This is a genomic window from Brucella cytisi, from assembly GCF_038433355.1.
In the GTDB taxonomy this organism is placed as follows: Bacteria; Pseudomonadota; Alphaproteobacteria; order Rhizobiales; family Rhizobiaceae; genus Brucella; species Brucella cytisi.
On the sequence record NZ_JBCAUP010000012.1, the window covers coordinates 82,955 to 98,358 of the forward strand.

Sequence of the window (15,404 nt, forward strand, 5' to 3'; positions counted from 1 at the left end):
ACGAAGTGAAGGAGCGCGAATTCAATGTTCAAAGACACGGAAGCTCGATCAAGCGAAGACCAGCAACTGACGGCGATAATCTCAGACCGCCTTAGCCGCGTTAAAAGCGGCCCGGCTTCTGTTACCATCAACTACGATCAATTCATTCGGGATTTGGCGGGTTTTGATTTCTCCGAGCCCAGGAGTCTTCAAGCTGTAGGTGAGTTCGTTTCGGACGCAACTGCCTTCGGTAGTGTTCCAATGACGCATCCTCGCTATTTCGGCCTCTTCAATCCAGCACCAAGCTATGCTTCGGAGTGGGGCGATCGCATTGCAGCCGCATTCAATCCCCAGCTTGCGGTTTGGTCACACGCACCGGCACCCGTAGACATAGAGGCTCATACCGTGACTGCGCTCGCACGACGCATCGGGTTTGCAGACGGCGCAGGTGGACACTTCACCTCCGGCGGATCCGAGGCCAATGAGACTGCAGTTCTTTGCGCACTGACACGTGCAGATCCACGTTTTGCAACGGAAGGCGCACGATCTTTGACCGGGGAACCGGCCCTTTATGTTTCTCGGGAAAGCCACCTGGCGTGGCTCAAGATCGCTCATCGGCTCGGAATTGGCCGACGAGCAGTGCGGCTTGTCGAAACTGATGGCACCGGTCGAATGTGTCCATCGGCATTGCAAGACGCCATCGATGCGGATCTCAACGAAGGAGCGATTCCGGTTTTCGTCGCATCAACCGCGGGCACGACCAATGCGGGGATGATCGATCCCATGATCGAAGTTGGTGAAATCGCGGCACAACGTGGGATCTGGCATCATGTCGACGCCGCGTGGGGCGGCGCACTTGTCGCCTCGGCAGAACTAAGACTGGCTTTAGAAGGCATGGAGCGTGCCGACTCTGTCACTGTTGACGCACACAAGTGGTTTGCGACCACCATGGGTGCTGGCATCTTCCTGTGTCGTACGCCTAAAATCTTGTCAGAGGTATTTCGGGTGAGCGCCGACTACATGCCTTCCAACGATACTACCCGGGATCCCTATGTCACTTCTGCTCTGTGGTCACGTCGTTTTATCGGTATAAGACTATTTATGAATCTCGCCGTCACGGCCTGGTCAGGCTATGCCCGCCACGTTGAGCGGGCTGTGGCCCTGATCGATCGTCTTCGAATTTCGCTACAGGCCAGTGGCTGGACGATAGCTAATGACTCTCCGATGGCTATTCTTAATGTTATACCCCCACCAGATCTGGGTTCGCCCGCAGACATTGTCGCACGAACGCAGACACATGGAGGGGCCTGGGTCTCTCTTGCTTCAATCGAAAGAAAGCCGACGGTCCGAATCTGCATTACCAACGGCCAGACAGACGAGGCCGACATTGACGCGCTCCATGAAATCCTTTGCTTGCCTGGTGAGCCGATCGGCAACATTTGAATCAACGAGCGCGCGCAGCGGAGAGAAGCGAAGGGGCAGAACACGAGAGCAGTGCTTGCAGGTGGCTTTGCTTTCGAGGGATGCAAGTATCAATCAGGCTGAATATCGGCGTTCCCAAAGCGCATGAGCCACACTGGCCGGCAGGTATCGCCAGATCGCGGAACGTCGTTTCGTTTTCGAATAAACATTCAAAAGGGACGTCCGCGGCGAAGCAAATGCAAGAGTTGGCAAGCTTCCCCACCGGACGAGCGCTACACAGGCATTGACGGCACCGCCTTCACTTGCGACTGAATTTACAGCAGACAACACTCCTGTTCGCAATTGCTATGGTCGTGTGAGCTTTACCAGTTAGCAGGCAGTGGCGGCGGTCCATCGAGGGAGGGAAATAATGGCAGTACCTCTTCTGCGAGTTCCTGTATAATTTCGCGGGCCGGGCGAGCCGAGAACTGAATGCCTAGCGCTGCATGATTAACGCCAGCGGCATTCCATTCCTCGAGTAGGTCAATTAGCCCGTTGCGCCCTGTTTTAAGGACGAACCCTCCTTGCACCGCAGTGCGCGGATAGGACGGATCATCCACAAGATCGATCCATTCATTGGTCATGTGGGGTCGAAAATCGCCATCAGGAAGGAGGGCCCGCCATGCAGCCACTTTTTCGGCGAGACGGCGCGGCCCCGCGCTGTTGTGAGTCAGGCCGGGATAGGTGAGCCAGCCATCTGCATGAGATGCGATCCATTCGAGCGACTGGCGGCTTGAACCGGTCACGATAAGCGGTATGCGAGGCGTCGCCGGCTTCGGAAGGAAATCCACGCCTGAGACTTTACCGAGTTGCGAATTGATTGAAGGGCGACCCGGCGCGATGAGCCTTCTGAAAAACGCAACGGTATCCGCGAACCGGGAACCACGGCTTTCCATATCAATACCGTAAGCCGGGAACTCGACCGGCCTGTCGCCGGAAGCAATTCCCATTACGAGGCGACCACCAGAAAGTTGATCAATCGTCGTCGCCATCTTGGCCAGGTCTACTGGATGGCGCAGGGTAAAAACCGCACTGCCTGTTACAAGTGCAATTTGTTTGGTCCGTGCCGCAAGCCAGGCGAGATAGGTAAATGGATCGAAGAGTTGTCCTGCATCGCCAAAATCTGGGTCAAACAATGGTACATCACGCACCCACACCGCTGCAAAACCTTGTTTGTCTATATGGCTTACAAGATCTCCCTGTGCTTCCAACACTCGCATATCGCCCTGCCAGAAACGTAACGGCAGGAAAATACCAACCGTGAGCCGATCGGGAGCAAACATGCGCCGATAACCGGGATGGCTGGCAAAGGCGTCCGCTGAGGCCCCTTCTATGGTATTAACCGGTACGCCGGATTGGTTCACTACATTCATGATTTCGTTCTCCTGCACAACTGGGATCATGGACCATTCGCCGGAGCGGGGAGTGAAATACCGCGCTGGACAGCGGGCCGGTTGGCGACACATTCGTGCCAGCGAGCGAGATTTTTGTGATGGCCAAACGGAAAATCACAAATCGACGCGATATGGGTCCATCCGAAAGTGGCAATATCGGCGATAGAGTAGTCTGCACCTGCAAGCCATGGGGAGAATGCCAATCGCGCGTCGACTACCTTGAATGCCTCCTCCGTCAGCCGGCGATAGCGATCGATGGCAACCGCGTTCCTCTGTTCAGCAAACATTTCGAAATAGACACGCTGACCGAGGATCGGCCCCATACTTGATGCATGGAAAATCAGCCATTTAATCGCTTCCCATCGCGCAGCAGATTCCTTCGGGAGCAACTGACCGGTTTTTTCTGCAAGGTAGAGTAAGATTGCTGCAGACTCGAACATGGTGATACCGGTCTTCCGGTCTACTATGACTGGTATACGGCCATGTGGATTGAGTGCGAGGAAAGCTGGCTGGTGGTGTTCGCCTTCCTCAATGCGGACATGATGCAGATGATAGGGCAGCACCAGCTCTTCCAGCGCAATGGTTATCTTGAAGCCATTAGGGGAAGAATCCGTATAGAGGTCGATCATCGAACAATTCCCTCGGTTATGACTATGCGGACAGGTACACGACCAAACGGAGAGCGCCGGTTGCTGTTATATTCGGGGCAGTTGGAAAGCATCAAAATTTCTCACCACAGAAAATAGTCTTGCTAAACTATTGTGAAAGTTCCACATACATCATTAGTCGATGTTTTTAGCGGTCGAAAACGATACGATCTGCTTTTAAAGTTTAGATGGCCTATATTATGAATCCCGTTCTTCCACTCCTGGCTCTCCGTGCCTTTGTAGAAACTGGACGACATTGCAGTATCAAGCGTGCGGCCGAAGCCATGGGCGTCACCCCGGGTGCAGTCAGCCAGCAAATTCGGCAGTTGGAGGACCGTCTCGGCGTCGAGCTGTTTACGCGCACGCGATACGGCGTTCGCTTGACCGAAGCGGGAGCAAGAGTTCATCCCGACTTACTGATCGCATTCGACCAGATCGGGAAAAGCCTGGACACGCTGGAGGCGATTAACGCGCGACCAACGCTGATCATCAGCACGGTTCCTTCCTTCGCCGCATCATGGCTCGTGCCGCGCCTCGGTCGCTTCACCGACAATCGGCCTGACGTAGAAGTGCGCGTTGAGGCTACGTCCAGCCTTGTGGATCTGAGGCGTGATCGTGTGGATATCGCCATAAGGCACGGCCTTGGTGATTATCCAGGCCTTATAGCCGAACTTCTGATGGCACCTGTCTTGTTGCCGGTAGCAAGTCCGACGTTACTCGCCGCAGGGAAACCTATAAAAGAGCCGGTCGACTGCCTTTCATGGCCACTCCTTCAGGATTCGGACAGGTCCGACTGGCATTTATGGTTAAAGGCTGTCGGAGTGGAACACGATCCACGCGCGGAACGCGGGCCTGCTTTTGGGGACGATTATCTTCTCATTCGCGCAGCGATTGCCGGACAGGGGCTCGCTCTGGTGCGAGACATTTATGCGGCAGAAGAAATCGCATCCGGTCGTCTCGCTCTTGCGCTCGATCGTCCCTGGCCGACCGGTTTCGCATATTATGCACTAATATCTCCGGACACTGCGAAAAAGCCGCTAGTGCTGGATTTCATCAGTTGGCTGAAAGATGAGATACGGTTCGACGCTGTACCCGAGGAGGATACAAAAGCGTGTTGAGTTACCGCGTTTAATCCGAATGACTTCAGCATTCCCTGGAGCCTCAAATGAAATCCGAAACCGGCGATCGGGCACACGCAGCATCATAGTCGATGGGTCAGGCGATAAAGACACGGTGATTGTCCATAGGAATGGACCTGTTAACCAGTCAGAATCTCAACACGCGACACGAAGATCAAGTTGATGACCGCGTCTGCGTCCCATGTGATGCTTTTCAAGTCATGCAGCAAGATCCTCAACTGCTCCTTGAAGTCATTTGCTCGTTTCCGTGAAAGGGACATCCTCTAGCGTTTCCTCGTCCTTATGGCGTGATCACCTTCCGATCCATTCCTGTCACGCGAACACAAACATTGGCACTCCCATAATCGCGCATCAAAATTCTTTAATTAATCATATCTGATAGGTTCAAAGACATTTCATGCCATATATGGCGATTTACATCTGGAGAGCGATATTTATTTGGTCATTGGCAAAAGCCGGTTCATAGTCACGAAGCAGCGCACCGACGACACCTTCTTGTCGGAGCGGCTCTCGCCATCCATTAGAGATTCTCTCGATCTTTTCCCGGATCATCTGGCGAGCGTAGCACCCGGTTAACTCAAAGAATTCGCAGGCTTCTCGCGCAAGCTGGTTGGTTTCGCGCGATAACCCGGTCCCGACCGCAAAACCGGATCGTCTGAATCAATTAAAACCAAAAGGCTATTTTTGTCATCACTACGTACGAACGTCAAAATTCGCAGATCAGTCCTTCATATGCCTTGTTAATCTCTCTCACATCCCGCCTATATTCATCGACAACCCATTCGCAAATATCGCGAATGAACCATTCATCCGGTTTCTTCGAAGTCACCAGATCGCAGCGTCTGCCTGTTGAGATAACAACAGGATGCGATGGAACGAGGGAGCCATTGGCCAGCAGCGTCGACACCACACTTAACCAGCCGATAGCGTTGCCCTGCCCCATGAGTGCAGCCTGTACGACCACATTGTAATCCGAGAACTGAAGTTCCCGGGCTATCTCTTTCAGCGCGTCAACGGAATACAAATCAGCCCATCTGAACTGCGACCCACTAAGCGTAATCACCTGATTCAACCCCGCCTGGGACGGTATCGAATTGAAGTCGAAAGCAGGAGATCGCACAGGCAACAGAAGCTCTGGCATAAGCGGGTAAATTCGATGCCGGTCATCCTCTTTCGGGTCGAACCGCATCGCAATATCGGCATCGTTAACGGGACAATCAAGCGGCCCTATGATCAATTGCCACTGGATGTCTACATCTGGAAACAATTCCTGAAATTCGTTCATACGCGGCATAAACCAATGCGTAGCGAACGCTCCCGAGACTGATATTCGCACCGTTCGTCGCTTCGTTTGCGTGTTTTGCGTTAATCCACTTAAAACGCGTTCAATATTTGAAAAACTTTTCGAGACTTCTGCAAAAAGCTCGCCGCCATGTTCCGTTAATTCTGCTCCCGTTGGCGTACGCTTGAAAAGCTGCATTCCGATATGAAGCTCCAGCCGCCCGATGGTGCGGCTGACTGCGGGACTTGTAACTCCAAGTTCTCGTGCCGCATTTGCAAACGTACCGCACCGAACCGCTGCTTCGAAAGCAACAAGGGCATTGAGCGAGGGAAGGAGCCGCCGAATATGTGACATTACAAAATGTAACCCCAGAGATGATTATAATTGGTATTGATGGATTTGTCCCGGGTATCCCAAACTAGCCAGACAATTCGCTTTTGCTCGGAACGGGAAAGGAAATCTTCATGGCTTTCGAAAACTTTAAAGTTCTGACTTTTGATATTGTCGGAACCTGTATCGACTTCGAAAAAGGTATTCTGGACGGTTTCCGTGCCGCAGGCGGAGAGGCTGCGAAGACGCTGACTGATGATCAGATTTTCCAGCCCTATCTGAAAGCAAGAGAGAAATTTCCAGGTCGCGCAAGTGAGGTCATGCGCAGCGTTTATCTCTACGCTGCGAAGGAAATTGGACTGACGGACGACAGCGCCGCGGGTGATAAATTCCATAGCCACTTCTTTGACTTCCCCGCATTTGAGGATTCCGCTGAAGCGCTCAGACGACTGCGCAGGCATTTCAGACTGGTTGCCATGACCAACTATGATCGCGTTGGCTTCAGTGCTAACTCGAACAAGCTCGGCAATCCCTTTCACGACAGCGTCACGGCTGACGATGCCCAGTATCCCAAACCAGATCCGCGCTTCTTTTCCTACAATCTTGGACGCCAATCGGCGTTCGGCTTCAAGCAAGATGAGATCCTGCATGTGGCCCAGAGCCAGTATCATGATATTGGCGTCGCTAAGGAGCTCGGATACAAGGTCTGCTGGATCGAGCGTCGCAAGGGCCTCAAGGGCTTCGGTGGAACACCCGTTCCCAAAGAAGTCACGGTGCCGGATTTCCATTTTTCGACCTTGCGAGAACTCGCCGATGTTGTCGAAAGCGAGAGAAAATAACTTGTAGGTAATCTCAGGTATTTTCCAGATGCGAAAACTCAATCTGCCTCGATCTTTGTGGCGCGAGACCGCAACGCCACCTCTGAATTGCAAGGCATTGGAGGACGACATTTCCGCCGATGTCGTCATCATCGGAGGTGGGTATACCGGCCTATCTGCAGCCATAAGAGCAATTGAACTTGGTTTGAAACCAGTTGTTCTCGAAGCCGAAGAAGTCGGCTTCGGCGCCTCTGGAAGAAACGGCGGCGTGGTATCGACGAAGTATCGTGTATCGCTAAGCGCCATGGCGCAAACTCACGGTCGGCAAATCGCTCAACGCATGAACGTGCTCGGTCACGAAGCGATGGATTGCGTTGAAAGCTATGTCGAGCGGTTTCAGATCCGGGAAGCGAAACTGACGAAAACCGGGAACATTCGCTGTGCGCTTAACGAGACCGCATTCGCGGCGCTGGTGAAAGAAGCGAAGACGATCAGGGACATGTTCGGCGATATGAGCATCGCAGTGCTTGGAGCTAGTGAAGTTGCGACAGAGACCGGAAGTACGCGCTTTTACGGAGGAGTTTTGAACTCTCACGCTGGCACCATTCATCCTCTTGGTTACTGTCGGGGTTTGGCCAATGCCGTGCTTCTGACCGGAGGCCTCATTTATGAGAATAGCCCCGCTCTTCGCATTGTGAAACACGGTTCGACAAAACTCGTTTGTACCAAAACCGGATCGATTAGCTGCAAACAGATTCTGATCGCAACGAATGCCTATTCCGACATCACGACCGCTACCAGTAATGTCCGTAAGACGATCATACCGTTCCGGAGTGCGATCATCTCGACGGAAGCGTTGCCCAGTTCTGTTTTTGATGAAATTCTTTGCAACAATCGGAGCTACAGCGAGACGCGGAGAATGATGCGTTGGTTTCGACGAAGCGGGGACTGCTTGCTTTTCGGCGGCAGGGGCGCATTCGGCAGAAATGACTCGGCAACCGCCTACGCGACCCTTGAGAGAGCAATGTTTGAAATCTTCCCGCAGCTGAAAGACTGCAGGATCGCCAATCAATGGTCGGGGCTTGTCGCTATGACGATGAACAGTCTTCCGCAGATCGGGTTGATTGATAAGAATATCGGGTTTTCGCTTGGCTACAATGGAACAGGAATCGCGATGTCGAGCCTTCTCGGACGCTACGCGATTGATCTTTTGCAAGGCCAAAAGCCTGATCTGGCGCTGATGCAGCGCCAGAAACCGGGAGACATCCCATTTTTCTCTATGAGAGCGCCAGCTGTCCGTACAGTAGCCGCATGGTATCAGCTGCTGGATAAATTCGGACGCTGAGTGTGCTCCCAAAGTTTTCAAAGCGAGCTGCATATTCTAATTGCATCCAACATCGCGGAGTGAATGTTTCGGCTGGCCAGAGCATCTCCTATCCTGTGAAGTTCAAATCCAGGTCTCTCCTGGTTGGGCTGCGGCCTGGCATCAACCATGGCCCGCAGGTCGGTCACACCGTCGTTCGAAGAACTGGATCGAAGCGCTTCAAAAACTTCGTTGGACGGAATACTCCCCTGCTCCACAACAACATGATCGACCACAACAGTTTCTGTTTCCCGGGTAATGTCGTTTACAAGAGTTGCGATCAGGCGGTTGTCCTGGCGGTCGACTGCCGTCAAACGCGTTTCAGTTTTGGGATACAGGCCGAATTTCAAAAAGAGTTTTTTCCAGCGTACCCGTTCGGCATAAGTCAGTTCTTCACAGATTTGGGCATCTATCGTGACGAATTGTACCCTGGCTCCTACACCAACGGCCTTCTCGACCGCCAAGGGGGCTGGATGTCGTCCGGTACCATCAACGACAAGAACTTCACCTGATAGTCTGGACTGACCAGCCAGGATATCCCAGGTAGAAACGCATAGATCACCGCCATGCAGAAGATCAATTTGCGGCATACCGCCCGTTGCTAGCAAGACAACATCTGGGTTCAGTGCCAGGATTTCATTTTCATCCACATAGGCATTCGTTTGAAGCGACACACCAAGACGATTGAGTTCGCCCACCCGCCACTCAACGATACCGATGAGGTCACCGCGCCACGACCCCTTCGCGCCAAGAAGAAGCTGACCGCCGAAATCGGGTGCCGCTTCAAACAACGAAACCTCATGACCCCGTTCCGCACATATTCTGGCTGCCTCAAGGCCTGCGGGCCCTCCGCCGACCACGATGACCCTACGTTTGCCGCTGTCGGTTTTTGTAAAGACCTGAGGCAGGACTGTTTCTCTGCCCGTTGCCGGATTATGAAGGCACGCAGGACGATGCGGCGACTGGCAATGTGTAGCACCTACGCATGGCCGGATTTCGTTTTCCCGTCCCGACGCTATTTTACTTGAAAGGTATGGATCAGCGATTTGCGCTCTGGTCATGCCCGCCATATCCATTTTGCCTTCTCGGATAGCGTATCGGGCGGAAGCGGCGTCGGAAATACGTGCGGCATGAAATACCGGAATATCGAGCTCCTGCCGGAAGCGTCCAACCGGCTCGACCCAGGGCGCTAGTGGCGACCCCATTCCTGGCATAGCGTCCTCAGCCAGACCACGGGTCGTGTCCATCATGCCATAAATCGCATTGAAAAAATCAATCCCGCCAATATCGCGAAGTGCTTGCGCAACTTTCAGAGATTCCTCAAAACCCATACCGCCATCGGGTCCCTCATCCACTGCCATGCGGATACCAACGACAAAATCATCACCGACGGCCTTTCTGATTGCCTCATGCACCATCAGCGGAAACCGCATTCGGTTTTCGAGCGAACCGCCAAAGCGGTCAGTTCTGCGATTGGAAATCGGTGACAGGAATTGCCCGATCATGTGACCGCCGGCATGGGTCTCGATGCCATCCAGCCCTCCCTCCTTGCATCGTACCGCCGCAGCGGCAAATGCCTTCACAACGCGATTAATATCATGGTCGTCCATCTCTCTGGGGATGCTGCGATGAAGCGTCTCCCGGAGAGGGGACGGTGCAATCATCGCCAGCCTATCGCCACCATAACTTTCGCCGCGTCGACCGAGATGGGTTATCTGACACATAAGTGCAGCGCCGTGGCGATGCATACGCTCGGCAAACTGCTGAAAATGCGGGATAATGTCGTCTGTCCCGACATTCAGTTGCCGAAAGACATTCGGGGAATCGATATCGACGTTGGAGGACCCACCGAACATCGACAGGGCTAGTCCGCCCCTGGCCTTTTCTTCGTGATACCGTTGATAGGCTTCAAGCGGCAGCCCATGGACCTCCAGTCCACATGCGTGGCTGGTGCTCATGATGCGATTGCGAAGTTCAAGATGTTTGATTTTCAGCGGCTGCAGCAGTGGGTCATTTTTGACACCGTTGGAGGCTTGCTGGTACATCGCTTTTTCCTTTAGCTTACAGAAACCCGTTCACACCTGGCACTCGGCCTGGCATGCTCGTGATGCTACTGATGATTTTCGTATCGTTATCCGGTTAGAATATCTGACTTAAGAACTGCTGGGTCCGAGGATCCTTGGCTGAGGTAAAGAACTCTTTTGGTGGAGCGTGCTCGACAATCACACCTCGATCCGTGAAATAGATGTGATCGGCCACTTCGCGTGCAAAGCCCATTTCATGGGTAACCAGGATGCAGGTCATACCGTCTGACGCGAGTTCCTTTATCGTCGCCAATACTTCCTTGACGGTCTCAGGATCGAGCGCAGCGGTAACTTCATCGAAAAGCATAACGTCAGGACGCATGGCCAGACTTCGCGCGATGGCGACGCGCTGCTGCTGGCCACCTGACAACTGACCGGGATACTGGTCTTCCTTGCCAGTAAGTTTGACTTTTGCAATCAAGGCGCGCGCTCGCTCCTCGACTTCCCGTTTAGGTTCACGCAGGACCTTGATCGGTGCCATCATCACGTTCTGCAATAACGTTTTATGTGGAAACAGATTGTACTGCTGAAAGACTATTCCGACCTTTCGCCGCAATGCGAGCTTGTCGAGCTTGGGATCATTCACCTCTTGCCCGTCGACGATTATCGAGCCTTTGTGCACTGGGCTCAGACCATTGATACATCGAATGAGAGTCGATTTGCCCGAACCCGATGGGCCGATGATGCAGATCACCTCGCCCTTGCGAACATCTAGACTGATCCCTTTGATAACTTCCAGATCACCATACGCCTTATGCACATCCTTTAGAGAAACCAGAGGGGGCGCTTCGGCATTTTCTTCAGGCAGCATATCTTTTCTCCAGTTTTCTTGTCAGAAGCGCGATTGGATAGATGTATGCAAAGAACAGACAGAGAAGAAACAGATAGAACGGAAAGAGAAACTCTGGTCGTCCACCCGACGCTTCCATTGCCGCCTGTGCGTTGGCAACAGACTCTCTGACACTGAAAATCGAAGCCATCGGAGTGGAGAGCGTAAGTAGCGCATACCAGTTCATCCACGGCGGTATTGAACGCCGGAAGCTTTGTGGCAATATGATATTCCAAAGTGTCTGAACACGGGTAAAGCCGAGACTTTCGGCCGATTCCCACTGCCCCGACGGAATGGAACGAACGGATCCACGGACAATCTCGCTTATGTTGCCCATGACGGGCAGTGCAAAAGCGACGGTTGCTTTCATCCAGCCCGGGAACGGTATTACAATCCCGCCCGGAAGACGAAATTCCTCTGGCATCGTATACATGGCGATGAAGAGAATGACGAGCCAGGGCGAGTTTCTCAGGAGATGAGTCACCAGACGTGCAATCGCTCTTACCGGCCAGAACAAACTGATTTGCATGAGACCGAGTAAAATTCCGAGAACCGTGGCCAGGGCCATCGCCAGAAAACTCATATAGAGGTTCAACAAAAAGCCACGCAAGATAAACGGAATCCAGCCGAAAAGTGTCTCTACTGCAGTCGGCGTTCCGGCATTGATCGTTTGCGCATAAGCAACACACAAAGATCCGAGGAACAGTACAACGAGAACAATTCCGTACCGCAGCGACAGAGCGGTAGAGAATGACGCTATGCCATAGGCCGACGGTGCGATTGTGAATGCACGCTTATTCATGTCCATACCCCGGCAATGCCAAACGGCGTTCGAGGGCATGGAGGCCCCAGGCGAGAATACTCACTATTGCGACATAGAACACGAAAAGCACGAGGATCATCTCAGGCACATTGATGTTGTCCGACCAAACCTGATTGAGGACATAAGTCATCTCCGGAACGGCGATAACGTAAGCGAGAGAGGTTGTTTTGGCCAAACTCACCAGGTTATTCGTCAAGGCTGGCAGGCTAATGCGAAAAGCCAGTGGAAGTGTCACATACATATAGATTTGCCAATTCGAAAAGCTGAGGCTTTCAGCAGCTTCTTTTGTCGTTTCAGGAACGGCTTCCAGGCCAGCCCGGAATATCTCGACATTGAACGCCCCGCCGAAGATACCAAGTGAGATCACGGCCCACCCAAAGGAAGAGATAATGGGCTCGTAATATCCCCCCATGTCCACGGCCGGAGTGAACGCGCCCAGGCCGAAGTAAAAGAACAAAAGCTGGATCATCGGAGGTGTATTTCGAAACGCCTGGATATATGCATCGACCGCCACGCGAATTATCGCGCTTCTTGACGTTTGTGCCCAAGCTCCCAATACGCCGATCACCAGCGACAGCAGGATGGAGAACGCCATAAGCCGCAGTGAAATCAACGCCCCTTCGAGAAAGCGGCTGAACTCGTAGTCGTCATAGAAGACGATAAAGTTCAAACCCGCTGTCTCGTTCAGATTGCGGAAGAAACTTGATATATATTCGATCATCACCACTCCGAGCTACTGCTGATCAGAAATCACCGGACTTACTCTTTCGGCTCGAGGTAGGCGGTATCCCAACGGAGTTTCTTATTCTGCTCGGTGAACCAATCAGACGGAGCAACATTCCATTTCTTGGCGAGTTCAATCAGTGTACCGTCAGCTTGCCAACGGTATGCCATACCCGCCATGAACGCACCCCAGCCCCTGTCGCGTTCTTCAAGAGGGACAGCAGCAGCCCACGGATTATTATAGAGGGCCTGAACAGGCATCTCGTAATCTTGCCATTCCGGTGTCTCGAGATCAGCCATGATGCTGACGTCATCGTAGACCCATGCAATGCAACGCCCGGCACGCAGAGCTTCTTTACCTTCGGAGTTTCCGGTAAAAGCAATCAGCTTCGCTTTCAATTGCCGTTCGACCTGTTGATTATAGTAGTTGCCCTGCTTTCCGCATACAGGCTTTCCGGCAATGTCGTCCCAGCTTTTGATGACACCCTTCTTGGCAAGCAAGGTCGGTCCAGAAGCCCAGTAAGCGGGTTCAATGATGCCGATGACCTTACGGCGTTCCGCAGTATCATACATACCGCCGACAATCAGATCGATCCGGTTCTGCTGGAGGAACTGCATGCGGTTTGCAGATGTAATAATGACAGGCTCAAGTTTGACACCCAGTGCATCCGAGACGCTCTTGGCGAGATCAACTTCAATGCCTTGAAGATTACCGTCTGCACCCGGGAAAGACCAGGGCTTGAAAGCCCCTTGCAAACCAACACGCAGAGTGCCGCGCTCCAGGATTTCCTTCAATCGCTCACCATCAGCGCGAGCCTGGCTTGCAAAAAGCGAAATCGCCATAGCAAGTGTGGAAACTGCCACCAGAGCAAGATTTTGATGTCTGCGCATACCCATTTTCAGTTCACTCCTCTTTTTTGTTTCGTCAGGACTTTGCAGGCTCTCCCGAACGGTGGATTTCCCGTTGGTACTGAAGAAAGCTGTCCACTTCCCGCTCGACCTGCTCTGGCTCCCATCCAAGCAGATCGGCGATTTCATTGGCCGCATTAGTGGCAGTGACCTTGTCTATTTGCCGCCCCCAACCTATGCCGCTACGGGTATAGAAGATTCCTTTCAGATCCTGGGCGTGTTCCCGCAAGACATAATGTCGTAACGAAGAGGTGCCTTCATCAGCGCCCGATTTCGGGTTCGTCTGTTGCATTTGACTTATGTGCCGGTCACGCCGGATCGGAATAGCTGCTTCTACCGTTGCCAGTAGTTCCCTTCCTGCACTCATATGGCTCATGACCGGCCCGGCAGTCATCGCAAAAATCCCCGAATGGCCCTTGTCGTTCAAATCATGGATTTGCCGAACTCTGTCGCCGTCAGGGTTTTTGGGATTGAAGGTCAACGGTCGCACACCAGCCCAGGTGAATTCGACATTCCGTTTCGTTAATTTGAGAGCAGGGAGAAGAAAATTGATTTCGTCGAGTAGAAACTCGATATCGGTATCATCGGCCCTGACGTTACTGGCGTCACCTTCGAAAAAGGTTTCAGTCGGGCCAATATGATACAGCTCATCCCTGAACGGCAGACAATAAATCGGCAGTCCCAATCGGTTAAGCGCCGCAATTCCGTGGCCACGATAATAATCGGGAAGGCGAACGACTATATGCGCGCCCTTCGTCCCATGAATCAGACGATCATTCCCCTCTTTGAACACGGGCTGCAGAACATCATCGATCCAGGTCCCCGCTAAATTGAGAATGACAGGTGCGAACACACTGCTCATTCCACGAAGCTCCGAGTCCAGATCAACCTGCCACAACCCATCAGAATTTTTCGCTCTGATGCTCGCCTTGGTGAACAAGCGGATATCAGCGCCAAGCTTTTCAGCTTCGATGGCCGCATCGACACAAAACCTATCGGGCCAGTCCATGATGTATTCACGGTAGGTCGCTATCGACTTCAGTTGATTCCGATCCCTCAGGTCCTTTGCCAGAGGCACTGAGCTATCAAAGTTGCGCTTGTGCCGTTGATAGTCCAGCGGCAGTCGACCCGATCCAAACAGGTTCAGGAGCGAAAGCCCAATATCCAGGTGCCATCCACGCAAATCGTCCTTTTCGTATAAAGGAAAGCACATTTTGAAGGACTTGCATCGAATTGGTTGGAGACGCACCAGTTCCTCACGCGCATTCATAGCGGCACGGGCCATGGAAATCGCGTTCTTCAGCTTCAAAGGCGACGATGCGAACGTACGGACCGGATGCCTCGTTTCAAAATATCTGAGGCCGCAGTGCAGTATCCTGGACGACCTGCTTGATGCGCCGTTTGCGAAATCGCCCTTTTCAACGAGCAGGGCCTTATACCCGGCGGCGCAGAGTTCACGGGCGGCGCTGGTGCCGTTGATACCGCCACCGATGACGATCACATCATAACTTTCGTTCCGCGCCGCCTCCATACTCATTTAACAGTTCCCTTTCTCAGCGTCGGGCGAGTACAGCAGCTAATTCGGAATGCTCAAAATAGAAAAATCGGCCACCATTATGCAGT

Annotated in this window: 13 protein-coding genes; 4 read left to right on the forward strand and 9 right to left on the reverse strand. The window is 52.9% G+C overall.

Annotation, left to right across the window (positions count from 1 at the left end; all coding sequences use genetic code 11):
* The first annotated feature begins 24 nt into the window (after positions 1-24).
* Positions 25-1,422 (forward strand): pyridoxal phosphate-dependent decarboxylase family protein, encoded by a 1,398-nt coding sequence (locus AAE521_RS13165; protein WP_342061532.1) that lies wholly within the window; start codon positions 25-27, stop codon positions 1,420-1,422.
* Positions 1,423-1,763: 341 nt separating this feature from the next.
* On the opposite strand, the gene AAE521_RS13170 is transcribed toward AAE521_RS13165, so the two are convergent.
* Positions 1,764-2,843, reverse strand: coding sequence for an LLM class oxidoreductase (locus tag AAE521_RS13170; protein ID WP_342061533.1), 1,080 nt, complete (start codon positions 2,841-2,843; stop codon positions 1,764-1,766).
* Entirely contained in the window at positions 2,840-3,463 is a 624-nt protein-coding gene (locus AAE521_RS13175; RefSeq protein ID WP_071632968.1) for a glutathione S-transferase family protein, read from the reverse strand. The genes AAE521_RS13170 and AAE521_RS13175 overlap by 4 nt, the downstream gene beginning before the upstream one ends.
* Before the next feature lie 206 nt (positions 3,464-3,669).
* Here AAE521_RS13175 and AAE521_RS13180 point away from each other — a divergent pair, with 206 nt between their 5' ends.
* A complete protein-coding gene (locus tag AAE521_RS13180; RefSeq protein ID WP_342061534.1) occupies positions 3,670-4,599 on the forward strand; it encodes a LysR substrate-binding domain-containing protein in 930 nt (309 codons plus the stop codon).
* A 727-nt stretch (positions 4,600-5,326) separates the two neighbouring features.
* On the opposite strand, the gene AAE521_RS13185 is transcribed toward AAE521_RS13180, so the two are convergent.
* Complete coding sequence (locus AAE521_RS13185; RefSeq protein ID WP_342061535.1) at positions 5,327-6,256, reverse strand: LysR family transcriptional regulator; 930 nt, start codon at positions 6,254-6,256, stop codon at positions 5,327-5,329.
* A 110-nt stretch (positions 6,257-6,366) separates the two neighbouring features.
* Between AAE521_RS13185 and AAE521_RS13190 the strand changes: the two genes are divergently transcribed.
* Positions 6,367-7,071 (forward strand): HAD-IA family hydrolase, encoded by a 705-nt coding sequence (locus AAE521_RS13190; RefSeq protein ID WP_342061536.1) that lies wholly within the window; start codon positions 6,367-6,369, stop codon positions 7,069-7,071.
* A gap of 28 nt (positions 7,072-7,099) precedes the next feature.
* Positions 7,100-8,395 carry an NAD(P)/FAD-dependent oxidoreductase gene (locus AAE521_RS13195; RefSeq protein ID WP_342061537.1) on the forward strand — a complete coding sequence of 432 codons (1,296 nt, stop codon included), beginning with the start codon at positions 7,100-7,102 and terminating at the stop codon, positions 8,393-8,395.
* A gap of 17 nt (positions 8,396-8,412) precedes the next feature.
* On the opposite strand, the gene AAE521_RS13200 is transcribed toward AAE521_RS13195, so the two are convergent.
* The 6 genes from AAE521_RS13200 to AAE521_RS13225 all read right to left on the reverse strand — a co-directional run bounded on the left by AAE521_RS13200 (position 8,413) and on the right by AAE521_RS13225 (position 15,318).
* On the reverse strand, positions 8,413-10,458 hold the full coding sequence (locus tag AAE521_RS13200; protein ID WP_342061538.1) for an oxidoreductase: 2,046 nt from the start codon (positions 10,456-10,458) through the stop codon (positions 8,413-8,415).
* 94 nt (positions 10,459-10,552) lie between these two features.
* A complete protein-coding gene (locus AAE521_RS13205; protein ID WP_342061539.1) occupies positions 10,553-11,308 on the reverse strand; it encodes an amino acid ABC transporter ATP-binding protein in 756 nt (251 codons plus the stop codon).
* Entirely contained in the window at positions 11,298-12,128 is an 831-nt protein-coding gene (locus tag AAE521_RS13210; RefSeq protein WP_342061540.1) for an amino acid ABC transporter permease, read from the reverse strand. Before AAE521_RS13210 ends, AAE521_RS13205 begins: the two co-directional genes overlap by 11 nt.
* On the reverse strand, positions 12,121-12,870 hold the full coding sequence (locus AAE521_RS13215) for an amino acid ABC transporter permease (RefSeq protein WP_342061541.1): 750 nt from the start codon (positions 12,868-12,870) through the stop codon (positions 12,121-12,123). Before AAE521_RS13215 ends, AAE521_RS13210 begins: the two co-directional genes overlap by 8 nt.
* Positions 12,871-12,908: 38 nt before the next feature.
* Positions 12,909-13,910, reverse strand: a complete 1,002-nt coding sequence (locus tag AAE521_RS13220) for a transporter substrate-binding domain-containing protein (RefSeq protein ID WP_342061542.1) — start codon at positions 13,908-13,910, stop codon at positions 12,909-12,911.
* Positions 13,798-15,318 carry an FAD-dependent oxidoreductase gene (locus AAE521_RS13225; RefSeq protein ID WP_342061543.1) on the reverse strand — a complete coding sequence of 507 codons (1,521 nt, stop codon included), beginning with the start codon at positions 15,316-15,318 and terminating at the stop codon, positions 13,798-13,800. Before AAE521_RS13225 ends, AAE521_RS13220 begins: the two co-directional genes overlap by 113 nt.
* Positions 15,319-15,404: the final 86 nt, after the last annotated feature.

Excerpts from the sequence above, each read along its gene's own strand:
- AAE521_RS13180 (WP_342061534.1), top strand. The coding sequence starts at position 3,670 with ATGGCCTATATTATGAATCCCGTTCTTCCACTCCTGGCTCTCCGTGCC.
- AAE521_RS13225 (WP_342061543.1), bottom strand. The coding sequence starts at position 15,318 with ATGAGTATGGAGGCGGCGCGGAACGAAAGTTATGATGTGATCGTCATC.
- AAE521_RS13170 (WP_342061533.1), bottom strand. The coding sequence starts at position 2,843 with ATGATCCCAGTTGTGCAGGAGAACGAAATCATGAATGTAGTGAACCAA.
- AAE521_RS13165 (WP_342061532.1), top strand. The coding sequence starts at position 25 with ATGTTCAAAGACACGGAAGCTCGATCAAGCGAAGACCAGCAACTGACG.
- AAE521_RS13185 (WP_342061535.1), bottom strand. The coding sequence starts at position 6,256 with ATGTCACATATTCGGCGGCTCCTTCCCTCGCTCAATGCCCTTGTTGCT.
- AAE521_RS13175 (WP_071632968.1), bottom strand. The coding sequence starts at position 3,463 with ATGATCGACCTCTATACGGATTCTTCCCCTAATGGCTTCAAGATAACC.
- AAE521_RS13220 (WP_342061542.1), bottom strand. The coding sequence starts at position 13,910 with ATGAAATCGCCGATCTGCTTGGATGGGAGCCAGAGCAGGTCGAGCGGG.
- AAE521_RS13205 (WP_342061539.1), bottom strand. The coding sequence starts at position 11,308 with ATGCTGCCTGAAGAAAATGCCGAAGCGCCCCCTCTGGTTTCTCTAAAG.
- AAE521_RS13190 (WP_342061536.1), top strand. The coding sequence starts at position 6,367 with ATGGCTTTCGAAAACTTTAAAGTTCTGACTTTTGATATTGTCGGAACC.
- AAE521_RS13200 (WP_342061538.1), bottom strand. The coding sequence starts at position 10,458 with ATGTACCAGCAAGCCTCCAACGGTGTCAAAAATGACCCACTGCTGCAG.
- AAE521_RS13215 (WP_342061541.1), bottom strand. The coding sequence starts at position 12,870 with ATGATCGAATATATATCAAGTTTCTTCCGCAATCTGAACGAGACAGCG.
- AAE521_RS13210 (WP_342061540.1), bottom strand. The coding sequence starts at position 12,128 with ATGAATAAGCGTGCATTCACAATCGCACCGTCGGCCTATGGCATAGCG.
- AAE521_RS13195 (WP_342061537.1), top strand. The coding sequence starts at position 7,100 with ATGCGAAAACTCAATCTGCCTCGATCTTTGTGGCGCGAGACCGCAACG.